The organism is Bacteroides sp. (assembly GCF_029057325.1).
GTDB lineage: Bacteria > Bacteroidota > Bacteroidia > Bacteroidales > Bacteroidaceae > Bacteroides.
Genome location: NZ_JAICZW010000131.1, coordinates 1 through 26172, shown reverse-complemented (window position 1 = coordinate 26172; position 26172 = coordinate 1). Strand labels below are relative to the sequence as shown.

The 26172-nt window shown below is 51.6% G+C and carries 15 protein-coding genes and 1 tRNA gene; 3 read left to right on the top strand and 13 right to left on the bottom strand.

Translation table 11 applies throughout. From position 1 onward, the window contains the following. The first annotated feature begins 137 nt into the window (after positions 1 to 137). A tRNA-Arg gene (locus tag K2G43_RS07745) sits at positions 138 to 209 on the top strand. Between the two features lie 656 nt (positions 210 to 865). After that, positions 866 to 1933, top strand: coding sequence for a linear amide C-N hydrolase (locus tag K2G43_RS07740; protein WP_300153952.1), 1068 nt, complete (start codon positions 866 to 868; stop codon positions 1931 to 1933). 95 nt (positions 1934 to 2028) lie between these two features. On the opposite strand, the gene K2G43_RS07735 is transcribed toward K2G43_RS07740, so the two are convergent. The 13 genes from K2G43_RS07735 to K2G43_RS07675 form a co-directional block, all read right to left on the bottom strand. Further along, a complete protein-coding gene (locus K2G43_RS07735) occupies positions 2029 to 3924 on the bottom strand; it encodes an alpha-L-fucosidase (RefSeq protein WP_300153930.1) in 1896 nt (631 codons plus the stop codon). A gap of 58 nt (positions 3925 to 3982) precedes the next feature. Further along, the gene (locus K2G43_RS07730; protein WP_297642218.1) at positions 3983 to 5950 is read right to left on the bottom strand and encodes a family 20 glycosylhydrolase; all 1968 of its coding nucleotides are present in this window, start codon (positions 5948 to 5950) and stop codon (positions 3983 to 3985) included. A gap of 309 nt (positions 5951 to 6259) precedes the next feature. Then, positions 6260 to 8377 carry a glycoside hydrolase family 97 protein gene (locus tag K2G43_RS07725; RefSeq protein WP_300153928.1) on the bottom strand — a complete coding sequence of 706 codons (2118 nt, stop codon included), beginning with the start codon at positions 8375 to 8377 and terminating at the stop codon, positions 6260 to 6262. Between the two features lie 118 nt (positions 8378 to 8495). After that, positions 8496 to 9929, bottom strand: coding sequence for a glucan 1,6-alpha-isomaltosidase (locus tag K2G43_RS07720; RefSeq protein ID WP_300153926.1), 1434 nt, complete (start codon positions 9927 to 9929; stop codon positions 8496 to 8498). A gap of 34 nt (positions 9930 to 9963) precedes the next feature. After that, the gene (locus tag K2G43_RS07715) at positions 9964 to 10422 is read right to left on the bottom strand and encodes a SusF/SusE family outer membrane protein (protein WP_300153924.1); all 459 of its coding nucleotides are present in this window, start codon (positions 10420 to 10422) and stop codon (positions 9964 to 9966) included. Between the two features lie 173 nt (positions 10423 to 10595). Further along, a complete protein-coding gene (locus K2G43_RS07710; protein WP_300153923.1) occupies positions 10596 to 12332 on the bottom strand; it encodes a RagB/SusD family nutrient uptake outer membrane protein in 1737 nt (578 codons plus the stop codon). A gap of 42 nt (positions 12333 to 12374) precedes the next feature. Next, entirely contained in the window at positions 12375 to 15341 is a 2967-nt protein-coding gene (locus K2G43_RS07705) for a TonB-dependent receptor (RefSeq protein WP_300153921.1), read from the bottom strand. 184 nt (positions 15342 to 15525) lie between these two features. After that, positions 15526 to 17115, bottom strand: coding sequence for a DUF6377 domain-containing protein (locus K2G43_RS07700; protein WP_300153919.1), 1590 nt, complete (start codon positions 17113 to 17115; stop codon positions 15526 to 15528). 280 nt (positions 17116 to 17395) lie between these two features. After that, positions 17396 to 20383 (bottom strand): protein translocase subunit SecDF, encoded by a 2988-nt coding sequence (gene secDF / locus K2G43_RS07695; protein ID WP_300153917.1) that lies wholly within the window; start codon positions 20381 to 20383, stop codon positions 17396 to 17398. A gap of 84 nt (positions 20384 to 20467) precedes the next feature. Then, positions 20468 to 22552: a M3 family metallopeptidase gene (locus K2G43_RS07690; RefSeq protein WP_297642210.1), complete on the bottom strand. Its 2085-nt coding sequence runs from the start codon at positions 22550 to 22552 to the stop codon at positions 20468 to 20470. Between the two features lie 28 nt (positions 22553 to 22580). Continuing rightward, positions 22581 to 23681, bottom strand: a complete 1101-nt coding sequence (locus K2G43_RS07685; RefSeq protein ID WP_300153950.1) for an endonuclease/exonuclease/phosphatase family protein — start codon at positions 23679 to 23681, stop codon at positions 22581 to 22583. A gap of 70 nt (positions 23682 to 23751) precedes the next feature. Then, positions 23752 to 24642: a rhomboid family intramembrane serine protease gene (locus K2G43_RS07680; protein WP_297642209.1), complete on the bottom strand. Its 891-nt coding sequence runs from the start codon at positions 24640 to 24642 to the stop codon at positions 23752 to 23754. Beyond that, complete coding sequence (locus K2G43_RS07675; RefSeq protein ID WP_297642208.1) at positions 24623 to 25306, bottom strand: rhomboid family intramembrane serine protease; 684 nt, start codon at positions 25304 to 25306, stop codon at positions 24623 to 24625. The genes K2G43_RS07680 and K2G43_RS07675 overlap by 20 nt, the downstream gene beginning before the upstream one ends. Positions 25307 to 25601: 295 nt before the next feature. Between K2G43_RS07675 and K2G43_RS07670 the strand changes: the two genes are divergently transcribed. Further along, positions 25602 to 25868 carry an HU family DNA-binding protein gene (locus tag K2G43_RS07670; RefSeq protein ID WP_297642207.1) on the top strand — a complete coding sequence of 89 codons (267 nt, stop codon included), beginning with the start codon at positions 25602 to 25604 and terminating at the stop codon, positions 25866 to 25868. Positions 25869 to 26172 lie beyond the last annotated feature (304 nt).

Sequence of the window (26172 nt, the reverse complement as noted above, 5' to 3'; positions counted from 1 at the left end):
GGGGTTCATATCCTTCATCAGGCGACAAATTTCGCAAAGTTAATCGGATTAGCAAAACTTTTTTTTCGGAAAATCAGCAAAATGAATTATCTTTGCCCCCGGAAACGGCCGGACAGGGCTCTGTTTCCTTACAATTTGCCTTGGTAGTTCAACGGATAGAATAGAAGTTTCCTAAACTTTAGATAGGGGTTCGATTCCCCTCCGAGGTACCGGTAAGATGTAGTACGGCCTCCTCCGCTTCTCTCCTCTTTGGGAAGGATGAAGCGGGGGAGGCTGTCGTTTTTTTAATTTGCTTGTAATGGTCGCAAAAGATTCTGACTTCTACAAATTAGAGGGCAAGAAAAACAAAATCGTGAGCGGAAATTCATAATTATTTACATGTGTTTTCTCCCTCCCGAAAAAACGTCCTCTTCTACCTTTTCAGTCCGCGTCTTTTCAAGGTCTTTTCTGCTCCATAGTTTCTTCGGTGTTTCTTCGGACGTTCTTCGGACATTCTTCGGTCCTAGGGAGTGGAGTTTGTCCGAAGAACGTCCGAAGCCGAATAGGTCCTGATAGGGGTCAGCCAGGGAGCAGATAGGGAGAACGAAGCGGAGAAGAGGAAAGGACGTTTTTTCACCGGGATGTGCAGGCTGCGGAAAGAGGAGAGGAAAACATTTTACATTTAAGGGGATGGAATGCTTGGCTTGATACCATTTTTACGCCTGTTGGGTAATTGGGAGCGGAATCAAATGCGTTCTTTTGAAGCATTTCCCTTATAAGCGAGGTTTCCGCTGATTGTACTTCCCCTGTAGTAGCGGCATTGAACATATTCCATCTTCTTCTTGTTATCTCAGAAAAAAGAAGTATGAAAAAATCTATTTTATCGATGAGTTCATTGGTGCTTGCGGGAGCGTTGGCGGTCCCGTTTCCTACAGATGCTTGTACGGGCATCACGTTGAAGAGTAAAGATGGTGTTACGGTTGTGGCGCGTACCATAGAGTGGTCGGGCGGTAATTTGAACAGCCAGTATGTCGTGGTGCCGCATGGGCATGTCCGGCGCTCTTATACACCAGACGGAGGCATGAATGGCATGCGCTTTAAGGCTCGCTATGGTTATGTCGGTTTTGCGGTGGAGCAGGAAGAGTTCATTGCCGAGGGACTGAACGAGGCCGGGCTTTCGGCCGGATTGTTCTATTTCCCCAAAGCCGGCGAATATCAGCCTTACGATCCTGCCGAGCAGAGCCGGAGCATTGCCGACCTTCAGCTTGTCTCTTACGTGCTGGGCGAGTGCAGCACGGTGGATGAAGTGAAAGCGGCGGTGAGCAAAGTGCGTATCACGACCATAGACCCACAGGCTTTGACGGTGCATTGGCGTTTTGCAGATACTTCGGGGCGGCAGTTGGTGCTTGAAGTGATAGAGGGAGTTCCCCGTTTCTATGAAAATCAGCTGGGGGTGCTTACCAACTCTCCCGGTTTTGAATGGCATCTGACGAATCTCAATAACTACGTGAACCTCTTTCCCGGCAGCGCTCCCGAACATCCGTTCGGCAATATCGGGTTGGCTCCTTTGGGAGGTGGAAGCGGATTCCTGGGGTTACCCGGCGATTTCACGCCGCCGTCACGCTTTGTTCGTGCCGCCTTCTTCCAGACTACCGCTCCGCAGCGTGCCACTGCTTTTGAGAGCGTCTTGCAGTGCTTTCATATCTTGAACAATTTCGACATCCCGATTGGCGTGCAGTATGCTGAAGGAGAGACTCCTGCCGATATTCCGAGCGCCACCCAATGGACGGCGGCCACGGATATGACGCACCGGATGCTCTATTATCGCACGATGTACAACAGCACTATCCGCAGCATAGACCTTCGTTCGATAGACTTCTCGAAAGTGAAGTATCGGGCAAAGCCGTTGGATGCGGTGAAGTCGCAAGCGGTAGAGGCTATCGTGGTGGAGTAAATGACGAACGAAGAGGGCGTATCGAAATGAGAATTTGTGTGCTGATTCTCATCTCGATACGCCCTCTCTCTTTTTTTTATACCTTCTTCTTATAATCAGTTTTTGTTGTCCTCGGCTGATGGGGTCGCGGCGAAGATGCCTACTTCGGCCACTGAGGTGCACGACTTTCCGTCGATTTCAGCAAGAGGGGTCAGGCGGAAGTAACGTCCGCGGTAGCTTTGTTCAAACTTCACAAAGCAGGTCACCGGATTGTGCATGATGTTGCTGAACTCTTCCGGGGTAGTGCAGGTGGTCCATTCCGTGCCATCCATGCTGACCTCAAAGCGATATTTGTAGATGGTGCCGGCCAGGTAATCGTCTTGTGCCGGTGTATAGCTGAATCCCTGGATGTCGGTCGCCTGTCCCATGTCCACGGTCAGCGGTTTCAGTCCTTCGGTGCGCCATACGGTCTGTGTGTTGCCGTCGAAAGCCTTGCGTATATCCTCGTTGGCATCAAGGAAGCGCCATGTGTCTGTGGGTACGTTGCCCAGTTTCACTTGGGTGCTTTGGTTGGCGATCGGACGGGCATAGAATAATCCTACACGTAGGAAGTGTGCCTCGTTGCGTGTGGAATGCACCGTCAGGCGAATCTTTTCCGGACGGCATTCGGCAAAACGTACCAGGCGTTTGTAGCCCACGGTGGTTCCTTCGGCCAGTGTCTGCCAGCTTCCTTCCAGATAGCCTTCCACTGTAAAGTTTTCTACCCGTTGTCCTTGGGCGATGTCCTCTTGAAGCAGAAACGTGTTTACCAGAGCGCCTTTCTGTACGGCGTACACTTTCGAGTCACCGGCCTGTGCGTTCCACCGCTTTCCTCCCTGTTTCAGATAGTCTTTCCCGAAGGTCTCTTTCAGGTAGGCGGAGAACTCTTTCAGTCGCTGGCAGTCGTTCTCGTGAATCAAGCCTCGCCGGTCGGGCGGAATGTTGAGCAGCAGAACCGAGTTGTAGCCTACCGACTTGAAATAGATATCCGTCAGATGGGCAAGTGATTTCACGCGGTCGTCCTCGTTGGCATGGTAGAACCATCCCGGACGAATGGAGACATCCACTTCCGAGGGGAACCAGAACAACTCCTTGGCACGTGCCACTATCTCGCGGCTTCCCAGGTCCTTGGATGTTGAGGATATGCCGAGTTCTTTCTTCTGTTGTTCGGCACGAGTGTATATGTTCGGGGTCGCTACCGTGGCACTCCATTCCGTCTTGCGTCCGATGCCTCTTTCGTTACCCACCCAGCGTACGTCGTCGCCCATGATGGCGGTGACGGCTTTGGGTTGCAGGCGGCGAATGGTGCGTTCCACGGCTTCCCAGTCATAGATTTGCTTCTTGCCGTTCGGCCCTTCGCCGTTGGCACCGTCGAACCACACTTCATGTACTTCGCCGTAGTTGGTGAGCAGTTCCGTCAGCTGTTCGATGAAGAATTTGTTATAGGCATCGCCTTGTCCGTAGCATTCGGCGTTGCGGTCCCAGGGGGAGAGATAGACACCGAACTTCAATCCATATTTCTTGCAGGCGTCGCGCAGTTCGCGCACCACGTCGCCCTTTCCGTCTTTCCAAGGTGACGAGACTACTGAATGCCGCGTGGTCTTGGTGGGCCACAGGCAGAAGCCGTCGTGATGCTTGGCGGTGATGATGGCCATTTTGAAGCCGCCCTCTTTTAAGGCACGTACCCATTGTTCGCAGTCCAACTCGGTGGGGTTGAACAGCGCAGGGTCTTCCTTGCCGTCTCCCCATTCACGTCCTGTAAAGGTATTGATGCCGAAATGCAGAAAAGCGGTCAGCTCCATTTGTTGCCATTCTAATTGCTGCGGAGTAGGCACCAGGCGCGAAGCCATATCGATTTTTTCTTCTGCTGTTGCTTGTGGTGGAAACTGCAGCTGTTTCTCGTAATACTTCTGTGCACCGGACGGTGCTGCACACCCCAGCAGTATCAGAAGAGAGAATAAAGTTTTTTTCATGTTTCTAAGTATTAATGGTTCAACAATATTTAGTTGCATTATTTATAAGAAGGGGTTATCACTCCTTCTTATATACTTTCAGGTTCGTCACTTTGCTCTTGAACTGTCCTGCTTTCTGCAAGGGGAATACCAGTGTGCGAGTGTAGTTCATCTTGGCTTTTCCTTCGTCGAAGAGTTGTTGTTCTATGTTCAGCTCTTCCACTACTTTTCCGTTTATTAGCAGGCGAGTAGCTTTGTTGTCGCCTTCGATGCCAATGTTCATGCGTTTGCCTTCGTGGATGCGATAGCTGAATGTGTTCAGGTAGCCGTCGCGTGCAAAGCCCAACATCCCACGGATGGGATCGGAGAGGTAGAATACCGCATCCGGTGAGCTGAACAGAACCGTGTTCGGTGTTTCGGAGGCTCCTTCGATGTCGAAGCTCACCAGGTAGTCGTAGCCTATTTCGCGGTGGGGTGTTTCGCTCTCCGGAGCTACCATGGCCTGTTCATAGACCAGTCCGGGCTTGTTGCCGATGCGTCCCAGCTGGTTCACGCCGGGCGCTTCGCTCAGCAGGTGGCGTTGGCGGTCGAACTCCTCATAGGGCAGGGCGGTCTTTGCGCCCGTCCAGGTCTTGACGGCCAGTGTCTGCATGGCAGGGAACACGCGGTGATGGATATCCTTGGTGGAGATGCCGTTGCCCACGTGGTCGTTCCACACGGCAAACATGCCGCCCAGTACGGAGGGGTCTTGTTCCTCGAACACCTCCTTGCCGATGTGGGCAGGGGTCCACTTTTCATAGAGGTATTTGGTGTTCAGGTAGTCGTAGTAATAACCTGCGGCAGGCACGATATATACCATTCCGTCGGGGATGCTGATGAGTTTGTATCCCTGCTTCACCATCTCCTTGGGCTGGGCATAGCCGTTGTACCAGGCGCTCATGATGACGTTTTCCGACTTCACCGGAGTGTCGCCGTTGGCGTGAGTCAGTGCGCCCCACACGCAGGCTTGCTTGCCGAAGCTTTCCACGTAGCGGATGTAGTGGTCGGTGAAGGCGCGGAATTTCTCGACCACATCTTTCTTTTTGTTGGAGTATTCATCGGTACCGATGTGCACTTTCTTGCCGCGGAACACCGGTTCATCTCCTTCCAGGTATTCTTTGAAGAGCCCGTCCATGAAAGTGTAGGTTTCGGGATTAAAGAGGTCCAGATGGTCCATGCCATACTCCTGGCTGCCTATTTCAGGCTTGTAATGGGTGAACGCCAGTGTATGGGCAGGTGCATCGATTTCCGGGATGATTTCGACGAAACGGTTCTCTGCCAACTTCTGCAGGTCGATGAACTCGGCTTTGGTGTAGTAGCCGTCTTCGGCAGCCAGACCGGGATAGGTATCCGACTCCAGGCGGAAAGCGGCGTATGTCTTCGACCAGTCATGTTGGAAGAATTGCTTGAACCCGTTGTCGTTCAGGTGAATCTGTAAGGTATTCATCTTGTAGTATGCCATGATTTTGACATAATCTTGCAGGAAGTGCAGAGGGATGAACTTGCGTCCGCAGTCTATCATGAAGCCGCGTATGTCATAGTCGGGATAGTCGCGCAGTGTGCCTTTGGGCAGTTGGCGGTCGGCGGTCTGTTCGGCTATTTGGAGCAGGGTCCGGGTGCCCCAATAGATGCCGGCAGGTTGGGGGGCGCTGAGCTGTACGCGGTCGGTCACCTTGATGCCGTAGCCCTCCTTGCCCAGTTTTTTGTCGGGCTGCAATGCCAATACGAAGTCGCCTGCAGTAGCTTTGCCTTGGGCCACCTCCAGCTTGCGGCCGAACATCGTTTCGTAGTCTTCGGCAAAGAGACGGGCAATGCGCAGCAGTTCCGGCTGTCCGGACGGGCAGACGATTCTTGTTTTCTCGGTGGGGACGAATGTACCTTCGGTTCCTTTCCACTCTTTCAACTCGGGGATTACAAACGGTTTGGGATTGACGGCAGCGTTCAGCTGGTTGCCGGTCAGCAACCACAGCAGAAGGCAAGCCTTGAAAAGCAGATTAATGGTTTTCATGAATGTTGTTTCTTGAAGTTTGCGGTAAAGATAGTGTAAAACACGGGAATTGTGAAAGAAAGTGAAGCTGTTTTTTCGGTTAGGGGATAAAATAACCGAACCTTTGCCTATGGGTACGATTGGCCGAATGAAGAGACCGTGGGGGAGGAGGTGTTTTTTTTGAATGGGAGAGTCAAGACAAAATAAGGAATACCCATTACACGGATTGCGCAAGAAATCGGATGAAAGAATTGCTGATTATCAGATTCTTTATAAAGTTCTATTCTTGTGTAGTTCGTGTAATGGGTATTCCCATTCTCATTCAGTGGTTTACTCGGCTTTTGTTATCCTGACAGCATATCCGCCTCCGGCAGCTGTCCAGATTTTCAAGTAGGTTTTAGGAGTCACTTTCTGGCTGCTGATGGTATAGGTCTGCGGATTCTCCTTATAGTGGGCATTTTTTCCGTCCTTGTAGATGGTGGCAACGTACTTGCCTGCAGGCAGGAAGCTGAGGTCCACTTGCGAGGTGCGCGGCTGTTCGCCGTTGGTGCCGCCTACATACCATTCGTCTTTGCCTTTTGCCTTACGGGCAATGGTCACGTACTCCATCGGTTCGGCTTCCAGGTACCAGCTCTTTTCCCAATCGATGGCTACATCCTTGATGAACTGGAAAGCATCAAGGAACCGGTCGTAGTTCTCCGGCAGGTCGGCAGCCATCTGCAACGGGCTGTACATGGTGACGTAGAGCGAGAGCTGGTTGCACAGCGTGGTGTTAACCCAGGAATGATTGTCGGGATTCAACTTTTGGATGTCGTTCTCGAAGATACCCGGCGTGTAGTCCATCGGGCCTCCTATCAGACGGGTGAAGGGAAGGATGGTAGTATGGCCGGGCTTGCTGCCGCCGAATGCCTGATACTCGGTACCCCGTGCGGACTCGTTGCCGATGAGGTTGGGCCAGGTGCGGCAGAGGCCGGTGGGGCGCACAGCTTCGTGGGCGTTGACCATGACTTTATAGTCGGCTGCTTTCTTCACGGCATAGAGGTAATGGTTCACCTGCCACTGGTTGTAGTGGTTCTGGCCGTTGGGGATGATGTTACCCACGTAACCGCTCTTCACGGCGTCATATCCGTTCTCCTTCATAAAGCGGTAGGCATCATCCATGCAGCGCTCGTAGTTGCGGATAGAAGCGGAAGTCTCGTGATGCATAATCATCTTGATCCCCTTCTGCTTGGCATAGTCGCGTATTTCGGCTACATTGAAGTCGGGATAAGGGGTAACGAAATCAAAGACTTCATCTTTGGAGTTGCCGAACCAATCTTCCCAACCGATGTTCCAGCCTTCGACCAACAGGGCGTCGAAGCCGTGCAGGGAGGCGTAGTCGATGTAGCGTTTCACGTTGGCAGTAGTGGCACCGTGACGGCCGTGGGGCTTCAGCTTGCCGTAGTCGGTTTCGCCCAGATGGACATTGGGTACGTCCCACGTGTAGCTCCAGTCACTCTTGCCGGTAATCATTTCCCACCATACACCCATGTATTTGCAGGGCTTTATCCAAGAGGTATCGGCAATCTTGCATGGCTCGTTCAGGTTCAGCGTGAGGCGTGAGGCAAGGATGTCGCGTGCGTCGTCGCTTACGATGACCGTGCGCCACGGGGTGTGGCAGGGCGACTGCATGTATGCCTTGTCACCGTTAGGGTCGGGCGTGAGCCAGGAGGTGAAGACGAAGTTCTTGTCGTCCAGATTGAGGTGCATGCAGGGGTAATTCACCAGAGCGGCTTCATGCAGGTTGATGTAGAGGCCGTCGTCGGTCTTCAGCATCAGGGCTGTCTGCACGCCTGTGAGCGAGAAGGAGGTCTGCGACAGGTTGTCGGTGATGGAACCGTCCATGTAGCGGCGTATCTCGGAGAGGCGCGAACGGGTGTAGTCGTACTCCTGTGTGTCGTAGTCGCCCGGAATCCAGTAGGCGGTGTGGTCGCCGGTCATGGCAAACTGTGTGCATTCGTCGGTGATGACGAAATAGTTTAGCTCGCGCTGCATGGGAAATTCATAGCGGAATCCCAGGCCGTCGTCGAAGAGGCGGAAACGGATGTCCACCCGGCGGTTGTGGCGGTCTTGCTTGAGGTGCACCAGCAGTTCGTTGCAGTGGCTGCGGATGGCACTTTCCTCGCCCCAGACGGGTGTCCAAGTCTCATCCTGCGAACTGCGTTCCACATTCTCCACGTGCAGGCCGTCGCAGAGGTTGGTGTTATCCTTGAAAGTCATGCCCAGGGCACTCGGCTTGATGACGGTCTTGCCTTTGTAGGTCAGCGAATAGACGGGGCGTCCGCCATCCTGCACTTCGAAGGTCATTGCCAGTGAGCCATTGGGCGATAGAAGTTCCTGTGCCTGCACTCCGTTCAGGGAGAAAGCGATGCAGCAGGCGGCACAGAAAGTTTTGAATAGATGTTTCATGTTGTCTCTAAATTTTATGAATTTATTGGAATTTATTTTTGTTCTCAGGGTTGCATCTGTCTTTTCATTATGGCTGATGAATGAGGTTTATCTATCTTTATTTCTCAGTAGCCGTGAGTCACATGCCGGTTAGCTTTACTATTTTGCAGGCATGCGGTTCCAACCGTACTTCCAGCCGGTCTGCCTCTCCCTCATCGGCATGTTTCCAGAGGTCACGCACCTGGCACTTTCCCTTGATGCCCAGTTCGCTGAACGTTACGGAACGTGTCTGCGCACTGTTTTCGCGGTTGAACAGTCCCACAATCCAGTTGCCATCCGACAGTTGACCATACCAGATTTGGTTCTTGGCATCCAGCAGATTGCCGGACAAGGGCTTGCCTGCAAAGCGATCTTCGTTCAGTGCCAGCAACTCCCGGTTCTGATAGAAACGGAGATTGTCGCCTATGGAATGATACTGGTCGGCCACGGTCACCGGACCACCTGCCAACAGTTGAAGGGAGATGACCGACTCTTTCTCGGCATCGGTGGCAAAGGTGTTCAGACGAATGAAGTCGCCGTCCATGATGACCTTGCTGCGTCCGGACACTTTGGACCAATAGACAAAGCCGTCAAACATGTTCATGCAGTTGGGCCAAGTGCCGTAGGACTTCCGCCGGTCGTTATCCGAAAAGTGCGCCCAGCCTCCGTTGCCCGTATCCGCCACGATGCGCACCATGTGCCCGTATCGGCTTTCCAGTTCGGCGTTCCGGTAGAGATGGGGCATCACCAGCGAAGTGAATACTTCGTAGCGGGCGGCCGACTCGCAGATGTACTTCAATGCCTGCTCGTAGTTGTCGCGTCCGTAGCCTCTGCCCACTTTGCCCATTCCGCGGTCCTGACCGTCCTCATACCAGCTGAGGAAGTCCATGCGTATGTAGTGGATGCCCATATCGGCAAAGTGCTTGAAGAAGCCGTCGATGTACTCTCGGGTACCCTTGTGCGAGGCAACGGCCCAAGAGAACCAGCGGTCGCTCTCCCCGGGATTCAGCACCGTATCTTCCTGTTTGTACTTCAGGTCGCCGAAGGTGACGCCCTCCGCTCCCTTCACCGGTGTGTTGTCCGCCCCGTGTATCCACAGCGGATTGTCGTAGATGCCCAGTTTCAGTCCTTTGGCACGGCACTTCTCCACAAGTTTCTTCAGCGACATGCTGCCGTAACGCGTCATGTAGCCGGACGCGTCGTCGGCAATCATGGGGATGAATCCGTCCGTGCAGAGCATGTCGTAGCCATAAGGCTTCAGGTCGCGCGCCACCCAGTCGATGATGCGGTCCCATTCGGCTTCCGTGATGTCCATCTGTTCGGCTGGCACTCCTTTCTGTTCCAGCAGCCAGCAATATTCATAGACGCTCCAGTAGAGGGGAGCCTTATAGGTGTGTATGCCTTCCTCCGGTTTCGGCTCTTCCCCGGAGGTGTCCGGGTCGGAGTCCGAGCAACTCTGGCAGCCGGTGCATGCCAGCACCGTGAGCAGTAGTTGGAAGAGGAGGGCAGGGAATAGTGTAAGTTCTCTTTTCATAATCTATGTTGATGTGTTTGATATGCTGAACGGGTTATTTTCCTAACAGTTGGGCGGCAATGGTCCAGTTGCGCAGGTCGAATGTCAACCGGTAGTTTCCGGCTTCGGTCACTCTCCATTTGTTGTCCGGGTCGCCGGCATACATGATGAAGGTGGTCTCCTGCACACCGCTTCCGGAAATCTCACATCCGTTGGTGACAGGCCTTACGAAGGGTGCTCCCCAGTCGCCGGTCTTCAGGCAGCATTTCATCTCGCCGCTGTTCAAATGGCCTTCGTAAACGAAGACCAGCGGATCTTCCTCGGTCGGTGTCAAGGCCGTGGGGTTGCCGATGTCCCATCCGGCAGGAGTGGCATCGCCCACCATATAGAAGGCGGAAGTCTTGATAGGCAGATTTCCTTCGATGACAATCAAGTCTTTCTCGCCCTCGCAGGCTGCGAGCGCAAAGGCGAGTGACAATATAATCAAGCTTGTAAGTATGTGTATTGCTTTCATGATGTTCTTCTTTTTTCTTGTTGTTTTTGGGTTGATTATCAGGGTTTAACAGACACTTGTGTTCAGCGTGACAGGGACTTGTGTCTGTCGCGACAGAGACTTGTGTTTGAGACGACAAACACTTGTGTCTGTCAAACAGGAGTATATTGGTGGTAATTGCCACCAATTCCTCATTACTTGTTATAGCCCGGGTTCTGTACCAGATTATGGTTGGCGTTCAGGATGTCGCGCATGACGGGGAAGATTTCGGTATGCGTATCTGCATCGGCAGACTTGTCCCACCATGTGCCGCTGCTGAACTTTCCGAAACGTATCAGGTCGATGCGTCGGCGGCTTTCGGCAAAGAACTCACGTCCCCATTCGGCCAGCATTTCCTGCATGTCCAGCTGCGCGGCGCCTTCGGGGGTATAAAGGTTTTCTGCCCATTTCTCTTGCGGATAGTTGCGTTTGCGCACGCTGTTCAACAGTTTGGCGGCGTTTTCCGTATCACCCTTGCGCAGCTTGCATTCTGCCAGCGAGTAGATGATTTCAGCCAGGCGGATTTCCGTGTAGTCGGCCTCCAGTTGTCCCGGGTCGTCATTGCTGTAGAAGGGGTACTTGCAGAAGTGCCATCCCGAATTGTGGTCGCCGTTCTGCAGGTTGCTCACCTTGTCATCGGGCCACCGGTCGGGAGCCATTCCCTGGAACTTGCCCACGGCATCGCGGATGTAGAGGTCGTAGGGCTGTTCCGGGGCACGTACTCTCTTTTTCTCCCCATTCTCGTCGGTGTATTCCAGATAGCCGTAAAGGAAGAGGCCCTCGCGGCGGCTGTCGCCCAGGTTACGATAGAGCTTCATACGTTCGTCTCCCTCATATTTGCGGAAGTTCTGGACGGGCATGCCCAGTTCGTAGGTATAGAGGTTGCCGTTCAGGTCGTAGCTGGGCGAGGCGGCATACTTGCAGTTGTGGTCGCCGGCTTTGGCCTTGTTGTCGTCGAAGTAGTAGCGCGCACGGGCAGGGACGGTCCACCAGTAGGTGTCTCCCTGATAGTGCCAGTACGAATAGCCCTGCGAGGCAGGGAAACCGAAGATAACCTCGTCGCACGTCTCGTTGTTCCAGTCGAACGGTGCGTCCCAGCGGTCGGCTGTCCGGTAAGGACCGTATTCACCGTCGATGATTCTCTGTGCATAGCTTTCGCAGTCCGCATAGCGGTCCTCGCCTACGTATTTTTCAGCATTCAGGTAGAGGCGTACCAGCAGGGCGGCGGCACCGGCTTTGGTCCACTGTCCTTGCAGGTTGCCGTTTCCTCCCAACGACTCCTTCTTCGTCAGCAGGTTGATGCACTCCTTCAGCTCCTCTTCGATGAACTGGAAGATGACTTTGGGCTCTACCTGCCCTTCGCTGTTCTTAGACACGTCGTTGAAGCTGACTGCCAGCGGCACATTGCGGAAAGCGTCGAGCAGGCGGATATAGAACCAAGCGCGCAACGCACGGCATTGTCCCTGGAAGTTGTCGAACTCTTCGCGGCTGAAACCGAACTTCTCCGGTGAGAGCATGGCCAGGTCTTCGATGACGTAGTTGGCCTGCATGATGCCTTGGAAACAACCGTTCCATTCGGTCTGTGGGTCGCCGCCGTCGTCCACGTTCCAGGTGTGGTAGTGCAGGCGCCGCCATTTGCCGCCGTCGTCCCACCAGCCGTCGCGTGTGGGAGTAATCAGTTGGTCGGCTGTCAGCTCGTTCAGTACGTGACGTGCCTGGATGCTCCAGAACGCATGTTCGAAGGGACGGAAGGTGGCACGCACCACGTCCATCTTGGTGTTGTAGTAATTCTGTGTCCCGACCTGGTCGTAGAGTGTCTCGTCCAAGTTCGTGCAGGCAGTGGCCAGGGTGGCGGCCAACACGGTTCCTGTTATGTATTTGAATATCTTCATAAGTCGTTTCTTGATTAAGTTGTTGAAATCTTTACTTCTTCCTTAAAAGTCCAGCTGTACGCCGAGGATGAACTGGCGGCTCGACGGATAGTAGGTACGTGAACCGGTAGCTCCCGGATTCAGTCCGTTCACCTGATAGGTGGAGGGATCTACGCCGCTGAACTTGGTCAGGGTGAACACGTTCTTTGCCGTGCCGTAGAGGCGGACCTTGCTCAGGTACTTGCAGTCGAGGTTGAGCGTATAGCCTAGAGTCAGCATGTCCAGCTTCAGGTAATCGCCGCGCTCCAGGAAGTAGTCCGACACCACGGGATTGGCATTGGCCGAGATGCGGTCGTTCTTGCCGTAGGCTTTCTTCAGGACGTTGCCTGTGAAATTCTTCGTTCCGTAGTAGAAGTCGTGGATGTTGAAGATGTCATAGCCGAAGGCACCGCGGAAGAAGAGCGAGAGGTCGAACTGCTTGCAGCGGAAGTTGTGTGTCATGGAGCCTGTGAACTTGGGGAGTCCGTTGCCCACTACCTGGCGGTCGTCGTCCGAAGCTTGTGTGGCCTTGATGATGTCGCCGTCGCGGTCGTACACCAGCCAGTCACCGTTGCTGTCTATGCCGGCGTACTTCCACATGAAGAAGTTGCCCAGGCGTTCACCCTTCTGGATGCGTTGCAGGTTGTAGAAGGGGTAAGGGTCTTCCGTACCGCATACGTTGTAGAAGTCCTGCCCCACGTATTGGGAGTTGCTGAAGTCCACGAACTCGTTGTTCATCGTAGAGCCCACGATGCCTACCGTATAACCGAAGTCTTTCGTGTTGACGGCATTCCAGTTCAGGTCGAACTCAAAGCCCGTGTTCTTCATGGTACCCACGTTGACGAACGTTTCGTCGAAAAGGTAAGGAGGAACGGACACCTTGTAGCTACCTAACAGGTCCTGCTGGCGGCGGCTGAAGTAGTTCAATGAACCATATACGCGGTTGTTCAGCAGCGAGAAGTCGATACCTACGTTCCAGTTCTTGCCTTTCTCCCATTTCAGGTCGGGATTCACGTTCTTTGACGGACCCCATACTTGGAAGTAACGTCCGTTGTAGCTATAGTAGCCGAAGCCGGTCATGGTGTTCAGCGAGTTGTAGCTGCCGAAGTCCTGATTACCTGTTACACCGAAGTCGCCGCGTAGTTTCAGGTCGTCGATCCAGCGAATGTCCTTCATGAAGGACTCTTCGGAGATGCGCCATCCGGCAGACACGGCAGGGAAGTTACCCCACTTGTTGTTGGTGCCGAATTTGGATGAACCTTCGTGGCGCAGCGAGGCTGTCAGCAGGTACTTGCCCTTGTAGTCGTAGCTGATGCGGCCGAAGAAGGCAATCAGCTTGGCATCGTTCTTGTAGCTGCCCATGCCAATCTCGCCTTCGTCCTTGGCAAACTCGCCGGTGCCCAGGTTGTTCGAGCCCAGACCGTCGTTGGGGAAATCCTTGTTGGAGGCGTTCATGCCCGAATATTGGGAGTATTGGTAAGAGTAGCCTACCATGGCTTTCAGGTTGTGCTGCCCGAAGGAAGTCTGGTAGTTGGCAAGCCACTCCAGAATGGACTGGCGTTCCTTGCTATAGTCGCGTGAGGCTTCTCCTTCACGTCCGGCATTGATGGCCTGCGTGCTGGTGGAGGGGCGGAACCAGCTGTTGAAGTTGTCATATTGATGGTCGGCAAAGGTAATCTGCGTGGTCAGCGAGTGACGGGACGTCTTGTCCTTCAGCAGCAGGGGGAAGAGGTTCAGTTTGGCGGTAGCATCCCAATCGAGCAATTTGGTTTCGCCCTTGCTCTCTTCTATCTTCAAGGCTTCTACCGGGTTGTAGCTCACTACCTGTCCTTGGAAGTTGTAGTAACGGCTCGGGTCTTCCGGGTCCATGATCGGGGTGGTAGGATTGGCCTCGATGGCGTTGCGGAAGGCGTTCCAGTCCGACTGGTCGCGGTAGGCGATGCGCGGCGCGAGGTTTGCCGTGAAAGTTAGCAGACCGCTGGCTGTGGTATGATTAAAGGAGGCACGGGCACCGTACTCTTCGCGTCCCGAACGGCGGTCTATGCCTTTGGCATCCCGGTAGTCGGCACTGACACGGTAGTTTGTCTTGTCGTTGCCACCGCTCAGAGTCAGCGTGTGCTGCATGGTGAAGCCGGTGCGGCTTACGGCATCCAGCCAGTTGTCGTTACCGCCCAGGTCCACTCCCTTGCCGTCGGCCAGACGGAGGTCGCGATACTCCTGTGCGCTGAGCATATCCAGTTCTTCTTTCATCACATCGAAGGCAAACGTGCCGTTGTAGGAAGTGCGTACAACACCGTCTTTCTGTCCCTTCTTGGTGGTAATCAGGATGACACCGTTAGAACCGCGCGTGCCATAGATGGCCGATGCCGCACCGTCTTTCAGGATGTCGAAGCTGGCGATGTCGTTGGCATTGAGGTTGGTCAGGTTACCGCCCGGCACACCGTCTATGACAATCAGCGGACCCAGTCCTGCCGAACGCGACGATACGCCGCGAATCTGGATGCTGGCCTGGTTGTTCGGGTCGCCTGCCCCGGTGTTCGTAATGGAGACACCCGGCACTTTGCCCTGAATCATCATGGTGGGGTCGATACTGCTGATGCTGAGGAAGTCTTTCTCCGATACGTGCGAGATGGCTGAGGTGAGTTCCTTCTTGTCCATCGTTCCGTAGCCGATGACTACCACTTCGGCCAGCAGTTCGCTGTCTTCTTTCATCACGATGTTCAGTTGCGACTGCCCATTCACGGGCACTTCCTGCGTAGCGTAGCCGATGGACGATACCACCAGTACGGCTTTTGCATTGACGTTGCTAAGGCTGAAGTTGCCGTCGATGTCGGTGATGCAGCCTTGTGTAGTACCTTTGACTTTGATATTTGCACCGATAAGGCCTTCATGCGTAGAAGCGTCGGTCACGGTGCCTTTCAGATTGAGTGTCTGCGCTGCAACTGGCAGTGAGAATGCCCAGAGCGTGCACAGCAGAACTAGAAAAAGCATTCTATGAATTTTTTCTCTCATAGCTTTGACATTTAAAGTTTAACATTCGATTTAACTACCGCAAAGTTAGAGGAGAGGGAAGATTCCGAAAAGCGATTAATGCCTATTTAAGTATTGATAAGTATTCAATATATTGGAAATCAAAAGAAAACGCAAAAGAGAAGCAAAGAAAATTAAGGTAGCTTTAAGGCTTCGGTATCTGCATGATATAGTGGTCGAAGTCGTCTTGCGGTACAATGGCCTTGGCTTTCACTTTGCTTTTATATACATAAATGGTGTTGAGCGACAGGTTTAGGTAATGGGCTATCAGATTGTTATCCTCGATGCCCAGTCGCATCAGGGCGAAGATACGCACTTCAGTGGGTAAGACGCCGTTGCTTCCCAGCTTGATGTGTTGTTCTATGGGAAAGAGCTGGTTGTATTCGTCCAGGAAGTTGGGGAACAGTTTCAGGAAAGCCTGGTCGAAGGTCGAGGCCATCCGTTCCCGTTCCTGCTTGATGCCCATGCTGGTGAGCATGGAGGGGAGGTCGGTGTATTGCTTGGCCTTGAGTTTGCGCTCGAACAGCTTGCATTTCTCCTCCACCAGGTTGACGAAGTCCGAGTTGCTGTAGAGCGACTGGACGATATACTGGTCCTTGATTTCATTGGCCTCCTGCAACTTGTGGTTGACGGTGGAAAGGGTACTGTTGGCTTCATTCAGTTGCTGTGCCTGCTGTTCTATCTCTTCGTAGGCGGTTGCTATCTTTTTGCGTGCCTCCTGCAGGTTGCGGTTCCGCTTCCGGGTACTGATGACTACTATTGTAAGCAAGACCACCGACAGGATGGTGATCGCCGTGATGCTGAGTATGATGATGCGCTGTCGGTTGGCCGCGTTGTATCGTTCGTTATCGATGATGGGCAGCAGCGTGTTGATTTCTATCTTACGCAGGTTGGTGTTATAGAAGTTGGCATCTTTCTGAGCTGCGCGAATGTACCTCAGGGCGCGGTCCGTCTCCTTTCGGTCATACATGTAGGAGGCCAGTAGCTTGGTGGCCAGCGTTTCACGGGTATTCGACCGGATGTCGGCTATAGCCGAAAGTGCTGCGTAGTAAATAGCTTCTTCGTGTTTGCCCAAGGCATCTGAGTTCTCACTTAGGATGCAGTATTGCACAGCCTGTTCATGCAAGGACAGGTCATACTTGGAAAGCAGCCGGATGCGCTGCTCTATACTTTTCTCGATGGATACTCCGTCAATACGGAGCATGTCTTCCGTCTGCGTACGATAGCCGTCATCGGCGAGTAAAGTTCCGTTTTGCAGGGCCAGCTCATAATACTTCTGCTTTTCCTTTTGATATTTCTGCATCAATTTGTCCGTCCCCATGGCAAACGTGATAAGGTTCTGGTAAAAATAGACGCAAGTGGAGTAGTATTCGTGCAACTCTTCGGGTGACAGCCCCTCGATGGAAAAACCGGACATCACCTCTTCCGCTTCCTTGAAGAAGCCCACGGAGATATAGCAGTAGAGCAGGTGGCATTTGCCCCATGCCACTAAGGAATTGTCTTTTATCTTTTCTGCCGTTTCGAGTGTACGGAGGGCATACACGTATGCGGAGTCGTATTGATAATGCTTGTATTCATTGAAGAGGTTTTCGCAGATAGTGAATTGTTGCCGCATATCCTTGGTCTGTACCAGCGTCTCCTTTAGGAACCGGAGCTTCTGTTCTTTTTGAGAAACATACGTGTCACGTTGTTCTATCTCCAGGTCCAGTACCCTTAGGATAGAATCAATGTTCATTCCGGAATTCTGCTTGGGTGTGGCGGCTGAGGCTGCACAGATGACAAGCAAAAAGGAAAGTAGGTGCCACTTGATACAGGTATTTTTCATAGATGGCAAAGATAGTCTATTTATTGGAAAAACCAATTGAAATCTCCAGAAAACCTATTGAAGCCAATCGTTTCGCTTGTTGAAACTGATAGTTTTCCTTCCTGACCACAAAAAAAGCCGACCTATCCGGTGGGACGAATAGGTCGGCTCTGTTATGTAGTCAGGAAATTATTCCTCTTGGTCGGGCTGCTTATGCAGCTTGCTCTTCCGTGTTCTTTTTCTTCATCAGCGTGTAGGCGATAGGAGAAGCAACGAACAGAGAAGACAGGGTACCGAATACAACACCCAGAATCATGGCGAAGGCGAAGCTACGGATGGAATCACCACCAAGGATGAAGATACACAGCAACACAATCAACGTACTTACAGAAGTGTTGATGGTACGGGCCAATGTCGTATTCAGTGATTCGTTGAACAACTGCATCTTGTTGCGCTTCGGATAGAGACCGAAGAACTCGCGTACACGGTCGAAGATTACCACCTTATCGTTGATAGAGTAACCGATGGCCGTCAGGATGGCGCCGATAAATGTCTGATCAATTTCCAGAGAGAACGGCATCCAGCCCCAGCAGATGGAGTAAAGTCCCAATATGATGATGGTATCGCAAACCAATGCTGCTACAGAACCGATACTATATGCGATGTTGCGGAAACGGATCAGGATGTAGATACCAATGGCAATCAAAGCAAGTACAACAGACCAGATGGCAGAAACCTTGATGTCGTCTGCGATGCTCGGACCTACCTTCTGTGAGCTGACAATGCTACCACCGGTGTGGTTGTCGCGGTCGATGAAGGTCTCCAGGGTGATGTTCTGGGTCAATACCGGTTTCAGTGTTTCATACAGATATGCTTCGATTTCAGAATCAACGTTGTTGCCTTCTTCTTCGATGCGGTAGTTGGTGCTGATGCGTACAGTTTTGCCGTCTGTACCGATGGCAATGACGCTGACGTTGGCGTCACCAAACTTCTGGGAAATCAGTTCACGGATTTGTTCGGGTTCTACCTTGTTCTCGAATTGTACCTTGAAGTTACGTCCGCCGGTGAAGTCGATACTTTGGCTCAAACCGCGTGTCAGCAAGAAGCCGAGGCAGATGACAATGGTCACACCTGCAATAGTAAGCCATTGCTTGCTCTTGCCCATGAAGTCGAAGTGTACGTTCGTCATCATGTTCTTGGCGATGCCGGAAGAGAATGTCAGGTTCAGCAGTTTGTCTTTGCTCATGAAGTGGTCGTAGAACAAACGCGTCATGAATACGGCTGTAAAGAACGAAATCAAGATACCGATAATCAACGTTGTGGCAAAACCACGGATAGGACCTGTACCGAAGTTGAACAGGATGATACCGGTGATGATAGATGTCAAGTTAGAGTCGAAGATAGCGGAGAAGGCGTTAGAGTAACCGTCGGCCAACGCTTTCTTTACACCCTTGCCCGAGCGCAACTCTTCCTTGGTACGTTCGTATATCAACACGTTGGCGTCCACAGCCATACCCAATGACAATACCATACCGGCAATACCGGACATCGTCAAGGCCGCCTGGAAAGAAGAGAGGATACCCAGCGTGAAGAACAGGTTCAGAATCAAGGCGCAGTTGGCAACCATGCCCGGAATGAAGCCGTACATGGAGCACATGTAAATCATCAGCAGAACCAGTGCCACGACGAATGACATGATACCTGCGTTGATGGAAGCCTGACCCAGTGACGGACCTACGATGTCTTCCTGTACGATGTGTGCGGGAGCCGGCATCTTACCGGACTTCAATACGTTTGCCAAGTCTTTGGCCTGTTCGGGAGTGAAGTGACCTGTAATCTGTGAACGTCCGCCGGTGATTTCCTGATTTACGTTCGGGGCGGAATATACATAATCGTCCAATACGATGGCGATGCTGCGGTTGATGTTCTGCTTGGTAAGCTGTGCCCAACGGCGTGCGCCATCGGTATTCATGCTCATGCTGACGGCCGGTTTGCCATATTGGTCGAATTCGTCTTTGGCATCCACTACCACATCACCCTCCAACGGAGCCTTGCCGTTGCGTTCGGTTGACTTGATGGCATACAGCTCGAATGTCTGTGCTTTCGGGTCATATTCAAAAGCGGATACACCCCATTTCAGGCGGAGGTCTTTCGGCATTTCGGCCTTAACTTCCGGCATGGAGAGGTATCTGTTGATTTCGGCAGTATCCTTGTAGTTGGCATATCCTACTACCGGACCTTGCGCACCTGCGTTGACTTGCAGGATGGCCAGCAACGGATGTTCTTTCTTAATCTGTGCCAGGTCGGCGGCTTGTGCTTTGCTTTCACCCTTCAGGGCTGCGGCAAGGCTGTCGGCGGTGCTGGTAGCTTGCGCTGTCTCAGCAGCGGCTTCTTCTGCATTTTCTGTCTCCTCAGCCGATATCTCATTGGCCAGGATGCTGCGCAGTCTGGCATCGGCAGCTTGCAGATAGGGAGCGGCGTCTCTTGCAGTGTAAGTTTCCCAGAATTCCAGGTTGGCAGAACCTTGTAGTAATTTTCTTACACGTTCGGGTTCTTTGATACCGGGAAGTTCCACCATGATACGTCCCATTTTGTCTTCCAGACTTTGGATGTTGGGCTGAACCACACCAAAGCGGTCGATACGTGTACGGAGTACGTTATAGGAGTTCTCAACGGCGGCCTTTACCTCTTCGCGCAATACCTTTTCCACTTCGGCATCGGACGATTTCTGATTGACTTTGTCTTTCAGCTGTTGGGTCGCAAACAATTGTGACAGCGGAGCATTCGGAGCAATCTTGTGATACTCTTTTACAAACAGGGTGATGACGTCATCCTGGCTTGTTGTAGCTTGTTTGGCGGCAGTTGCCAGCGCTTGGTTGAATGCTTCGTCAGTCTTGTTGTCAGCCAATACTTTGATGACATCGGGTACGGACACTTCGAGGATGACGTTCATACCACCCTTTAAGTCCAGACCTAAACTGATTTCCATTTCACGACATTGTTTCAGCGTCCAATTGCCGAAATACACTTTCTCATTTGCCAGAGAATCGAGGTAGTCCTGTTCTACTTTCACATCGCCTTTTGCAAACTCTTTCGCCTTATTGGTGTAATGGCGGGTCACAAAAGAGAAGGAGAGATAGAACACACACACCAGTGTGAGCAATATCGCAAAAACCCTTACAAATCCTTTGTTTTGCATGTTACTTTTAGTTTATTATGATTACTTTTTTAATTAATTCTATGGTGTACAAGGCTGCAAATATAGCTTTTTTTTCACAAAAACTTACTTCATACCTCTATTTTTTAACATCGGGTCTAATTGAGGCTCAGCACCTCTAAAGTTTTTATAGAGTGTCATCGGGTCTTCGCTGTCTCCTTTTTCTAAGACATTTTCACGGAACAGGTCGGCTGTCTGCTTGTCGAAGATGCCGTGTTCTTTGAAGGCTTCGAAGGCATCGTTGTCCAACACGTTTGCCCAAAGGTAGCTGTAGTAGCCTGCCGCATAGCCGCCGATAATGTGGTTGAAGTAGGTGGTGCGGTAGCGGGGAGCGATTTCGGGAATCAGTCCCAACTTGTCCATTGCCTCTTTTTCGTAGGCCACCACTTCAATTCCTTCGGTGCTTGTCAGGTTGTGCAGGTTCATGTCGAGGATGGCGGCAGCCAGCAGCTCGGTGGTCATAAAGCCTTGGTTGAAGGTCTTCTGGTTCAGAATCTTCTCGATCAGGCTGTCAGGGATGACCTCGCCGGTCAGGTAGTGCTTGGCATACATCTTCAGCACTTCGGGTTCGGTAGCCCAATGTTCGTTGATCTGGGAGGGCAGCTCTACGAAGTCGCGTACGACATTGGTGCCCGCAGTTCCCTTATATTGGCATTGTGTCAGCAAGCCGTGCAGGGCGTGGCCGAATTCGTGGAACAGGGTTTCCACTTCGTCGATGGTCAGCAAGGAGGGGGTGTCGCCTACGGGCTTGGTGAAGCTGCATACGTTGCATACCAACGGACGTACGCCTGCCTGCTGTTCGCGGTAGTTGCTCATCCATGCGCCGCCGCTCTTGCCGGGACGGGGGAAATAGTCCACGTAGAAGATGCCCAGTTGCGAGCCGTCCGCGGCTTTTACCTCAAACACTTCCACATCGGGATGATAGACGGGGATGTCGTTTAGCTTGGTCATGGTGATGCCGTAGAGCTTGTTGGCAACGGCAAAGGCTCCTTCGCGTACATTTTCTAATTTGAAGTAGGGTTTAATCTCCTCTTCTTCCAGGTTGTATTTCTCTTTGCGCAGTTTTTCGGTATAGTACCACCAGTCCCACGCTTCCAGCTTCTCGCCTTTACCTTCCTTATCCATTATCTTCTGCAGTTCGGCGGCTTCGGCTTTGGCCTTTGGCAGGGCATATTCCCACAGGTTGTTCAAGAAATCCATGACGGCGGCTGAATTCTTTGCCATCGTGTTTTCTAACACGAAGTTGGAGTAGCAGTCGAAACCTAACAGACGGGCTGTTTCAAGGCGGAGTCTGACGATATCGGCGATGATTTTCTTGTTATCGTTTTTATCGTTGTTGTTGCCGCGGTTGATGTAGGCTTTGTATATCTGCTCGCGCAATGGGCGGTTGTCGGAGTATTGCAGGAAAGGCAGGCGGCTTGCGTTGTGCAGGGTGAAGAGCCATTTGCCCTCTTGTCCGGCGGCCTTGGCCTCTTCGGCGGCGCTTTGGCGGAACCATTCGGGCAGACCGGCGAGATCTTCCTCTTTCTCCACAAAGAGCTTGAAGTCGTTGTTCTCGTTCAGGATGTTGTTGCTGAATGTGATTCCGAGGGTGGAGAGTTGCTTGTTTATTTCGCGCAAGCGTTCTTGTGCTTCAGCAGAGAGGTTGGCACCGGAGCGTACGAAGTCTTTATAGGTGTTTTCCAACAATCTTTGCTGTTCGCGGGTCAGGTTGAGGTTCTCCTTTTGTCGATAGACGGCATCTACCTTCTTGAAGAGTTCCTGATTCAGGGAGATATTGTCTGAGTGTTCTGCCAAGAGGGGGGCCAGTTTGATGGAAAGCTCGGTCAGCTCATCGGTGGTTTCGGCTTCCGTCAGGTTATAGAATACGCCTCCTACGCGGTCCAGTAGGGGAGAACTGTTGTCAAGGGCTGCAATCACGTTGTCGAAAGTCGGCGCTTCGGCGTTGTTGATGATTGCTTGGATGTTGGCATTCTGCTCCTCCATGCCTTTCAGGAATGCAGGTTCATAGTGCTCTAACTTGATTTGGTCGAAGGGGGGCACGCCATTAGGCGTTTGGAATTCGGTCAGAAACGGATTGCTTTCCGTCTGAGTGGTACAAGAGTACATCATACAGCTTGCTGCTAAAATTAGAATACTTCTTTTGAACATTGTTTTTTTAGGTATTAAATGCTAAGTATTAATTATTAATTGTCATGTAGCACCATATCGGATAATGGTCTGAATCTTTGATGGAACGGTCCACGGTGCAGTTGTAGGCTTTCAGATTCTTGCTTATCAATATGTTGTCTATCCGAAAATAGAATTTGTTCTGGTTGTACGAGATTCCCGGCCCGCATCCTGATTCGGTGAATGCGTCGTCCAAGTCTTTGGCAATGACGCGGTGAGTGTATGAGATGGGAGTGTCGTTGAAATCGCCGCAGACAATGACTGAAGGATGTGGCGAACGGGCCACCTCGTCGGCCACCGCATCGGCTTGCGGGGCGCGGATGGCGGATGCTTCTGCCAATTTGTGCAGGATGAGGCGGGCGCCGCTTTTTACTTTTTCTTTTTCAGGAGATTTCAGTATGTCGTTATACACATCCTTGTCGGTTTTGGTGAGTTTGTTCGACTCCAAATGATTGTTTATCAGGGTGACGGTGTCTTTGCCTATCTTGATCTCATAAACTACGGAACCATTGTACCGGCTGTCATAATCTACGGTGTGGGCCGATAGGATGGGAAATTTGGAGTAGCATGCCATCTTGTTGGCATACCCTTTGGTGTTTCCTATCATGCTGATGTGGTGGTAGGGGTATGCTTTGAGTGTCCGTTCCACATCTTTTTGAGAGATGTGTTTGGGTGACTCTGCCGTTGCATACTCTTGCAGGCAGAGGATGTCGGCGTTGCTCTCTTTCAGGTAGGAGAGTATCGGGTTCTTCCCCTCTTTCTTGACAGCTCCGTCAAAACCCATGATGTTGTAGGACAGTAACTTGAAACTATTTTCAGGCAGCTTCTTGGTATGAAAGTTGACGGGAAGGTAGGTGCGTATCTGTCCGTAGCACAGCAGGAAACCTGCCAGTGGAAGCAGTGCCGACCGGTAGCGTTGGATAATCAGCCAAAAGAGCAGGAAGCCAGCATTTATCAACAGGAAGATAGGGAATGTCAGCCCCATGCACGCCTCCACCGGATGCACTGTCGGCTGGATGTGCGGGCTGTAGGCAGTGAGCAGCAGTGCACCGATGAACAATGCGTTGAGCGCCAGAATCAGGAAAGCGATAAAGTTACCGAAATGCTTCACTTCTTTTTTCAATTGATAATTGACAATTTTGTAAGTGTACTCTTTACTCTTTTTTTTAATTTAGTTCTCCCTATCTTTTGCTTGCATCGAACAGGCTTTTCTTTTCCTCTGTGCTCAGGCTGTCGTAGCCGGACTTCCTCAGTTTATCAAGGATGCGGTCTATCTCGTCGGATTGGGCTTTCTTCCGGGCGTTGTAATCGTAGTCTTGTTGTCTGCCTGTGCCGTAATGCACTTTCATTTTGGGTTTTCGGGGTTTGTCGCTGAAGAGGGAGGTCATTGCATCCACGGCTTTGTTAATCCACCGGACGATGTCCGTTCCCTTGCTAAGGGCGTAGGCAAACCACAATCCCGCCAATGCACCGCCCAAGTGGGCAATGTGTCCGCCGGCGTTCTTAGAGGTGACGAACAGCAGATCGGTACCTATCACTATCAGTGCCAAGTATTTCAGTCGGATGGTTCCCAGCAGCAGTAGCCGTATCGGGTAGTCGGGCTCGCGATAAGCGGTGGCGGCCACGATGGCAAGCACAGAGGCCGAGGCTCCCAACATGAAGGAGTAGTCTGTCAAGGGGCGGAAATAGGGGAAGACGTTGTAGGCGACCATGTAGAGCAGGCCGCCGCAGATGCCTCCCAGCAGGTATATCCCGCGCAGATGCTTGGCCGAGAAGAATTGGAGGAACAAGGTGCCGAACCAATAGAGCCACAACATGTTGAAAAGAATGTGCGTCACTCCTGCATGCATGAACATGTACGTCAGCAACGACCAAGGTTGCAGGATGAAGCGGGAAAACGAAGCGGGCAACTCAAACCACTCGAACGCCTCTGCCATGCTCCGGTTGAAGAGCTGGAGCAGGATTTCTGTCAGCGAGGTGAGGATAAATGCCGCCACGTTGATGTAAATCAGTTGGATGCAGATGTTTCCTTTGCGGAAGTTCTCTTTCAAATCAGTTATAATAGTAGCCATTTCCTTTGTTCTTATTTCTCCAATACATAATAAGGATAAAGCCGAATATCATGCCGCCCAGATGCGCGAAGTGTGCCACGTTGTCGCCCGGGTTGTTCGCCAATCCTGCATAAAGTTCGATGATGGCATAGCCGATGACGAAATACTTGGCCTTGATGGGGAATGGCAGCGGGAAGATGAACATCTGCTGGTTGGGGAACAGCATGCCGAATCCCAGCAGGATGGCATATACGGCACCCGATGCGCCTACGGTGGTCATCATATTGAGATATTCTGTCATCGGGATGATGGATATTCCCGTATTTACGCTGTCGTATGCGGAAAGCACCGTTTCATAATGGATGTATTGCACCACTTCTTGTATGAGCCCTGCCCCGATGCCGCAAGCTAAGTAATAGAACAGAAAGCGCTTTGGCCCCCACACCTGTTCCAGAATCCGTCCGAACATCCATACGGCAAACATGTTGAAGAACAGGTGCGTGAATCCCGCATGCATGAAGGTGTAGGTAATCAATTGCGCCGCATTGAAGTCTTTGGCAAGGAAGAAGTGCAAGCCTAAGTATCGTTCCAGTTCAATGCCGTAGCTTTGGGCGACAACCGTGCCCAGAAACATCAGCGCGTTAATGATGAGAAGGTTTTTGGTGACAGTAGGTATATTGTTCATAATCTGTTGTTTCGTTTCAGGATTATCAGAAAAATAATGTAAACCGAAAATGAAAGCTCTCTCGTCCCTTTGCATCGGAAACGGGATGCTTCCGTACTTTTTCGGGCAAAAGTACGAATTAATTCTGTTCTATAACAGAAAAAGTCGTTCTGATTCTCTCTTTTTCGCTGTTTTCCAATATCTTTTTAATGTTTTTATTTGATGTTCAGAATTATTGCTCTACTTTTGTGTGAGTGAACGGTAGGGAGATAGGCATGTTTTCTCTGTAATATATCAACGACCAATTAAAAAAACTATGAATAAGGCAGAACTTATTAGCGCTATGGCAACGGAGTCCGGTTTGTCGAAAGCTGACTCAAAGAAAGCATTGGATGCGTTTATTGCATCTGTAGGTAAAGCAATGAAAGCCGGTGAGAAAGTTTCATTGGTAGGTTTCGGAACCTTCAGTGTGGCGGAAAGAGGAGCCCGTGTAGGTATCAATCCTTCTACCAAAAATCCTATTGAGATTGCCGCAAAGAAGGTTGTCAAGTTCAAACCGGGAGCAGAACTGACTGCCGAATAAGCGCAACGACAGTTCTATTTCATCAGAAGAGGCGGTTTCAGGATGTTTTTTCATCTTGAAGCCGTCTCTTTGGTGTTTATGCCTTCGGTGAAAGATGGAAAAACGGATTGCAATGGGCTTTCACTCCTAAACCGATTGGGCGGCTGCTAATCTCTCTAAAAAGAATCGATAATCATAAATGTTTACATGGAGCGAACTCCTGCCGAAAATTCCGTCACGCTCTGTTTTTCCGGTTCGCGTCTTGTCAGGCCCTTACCCGCTCCGTAGTTTCTTCGGTGTTTCTTCGGACGTTCTTCGGACATTC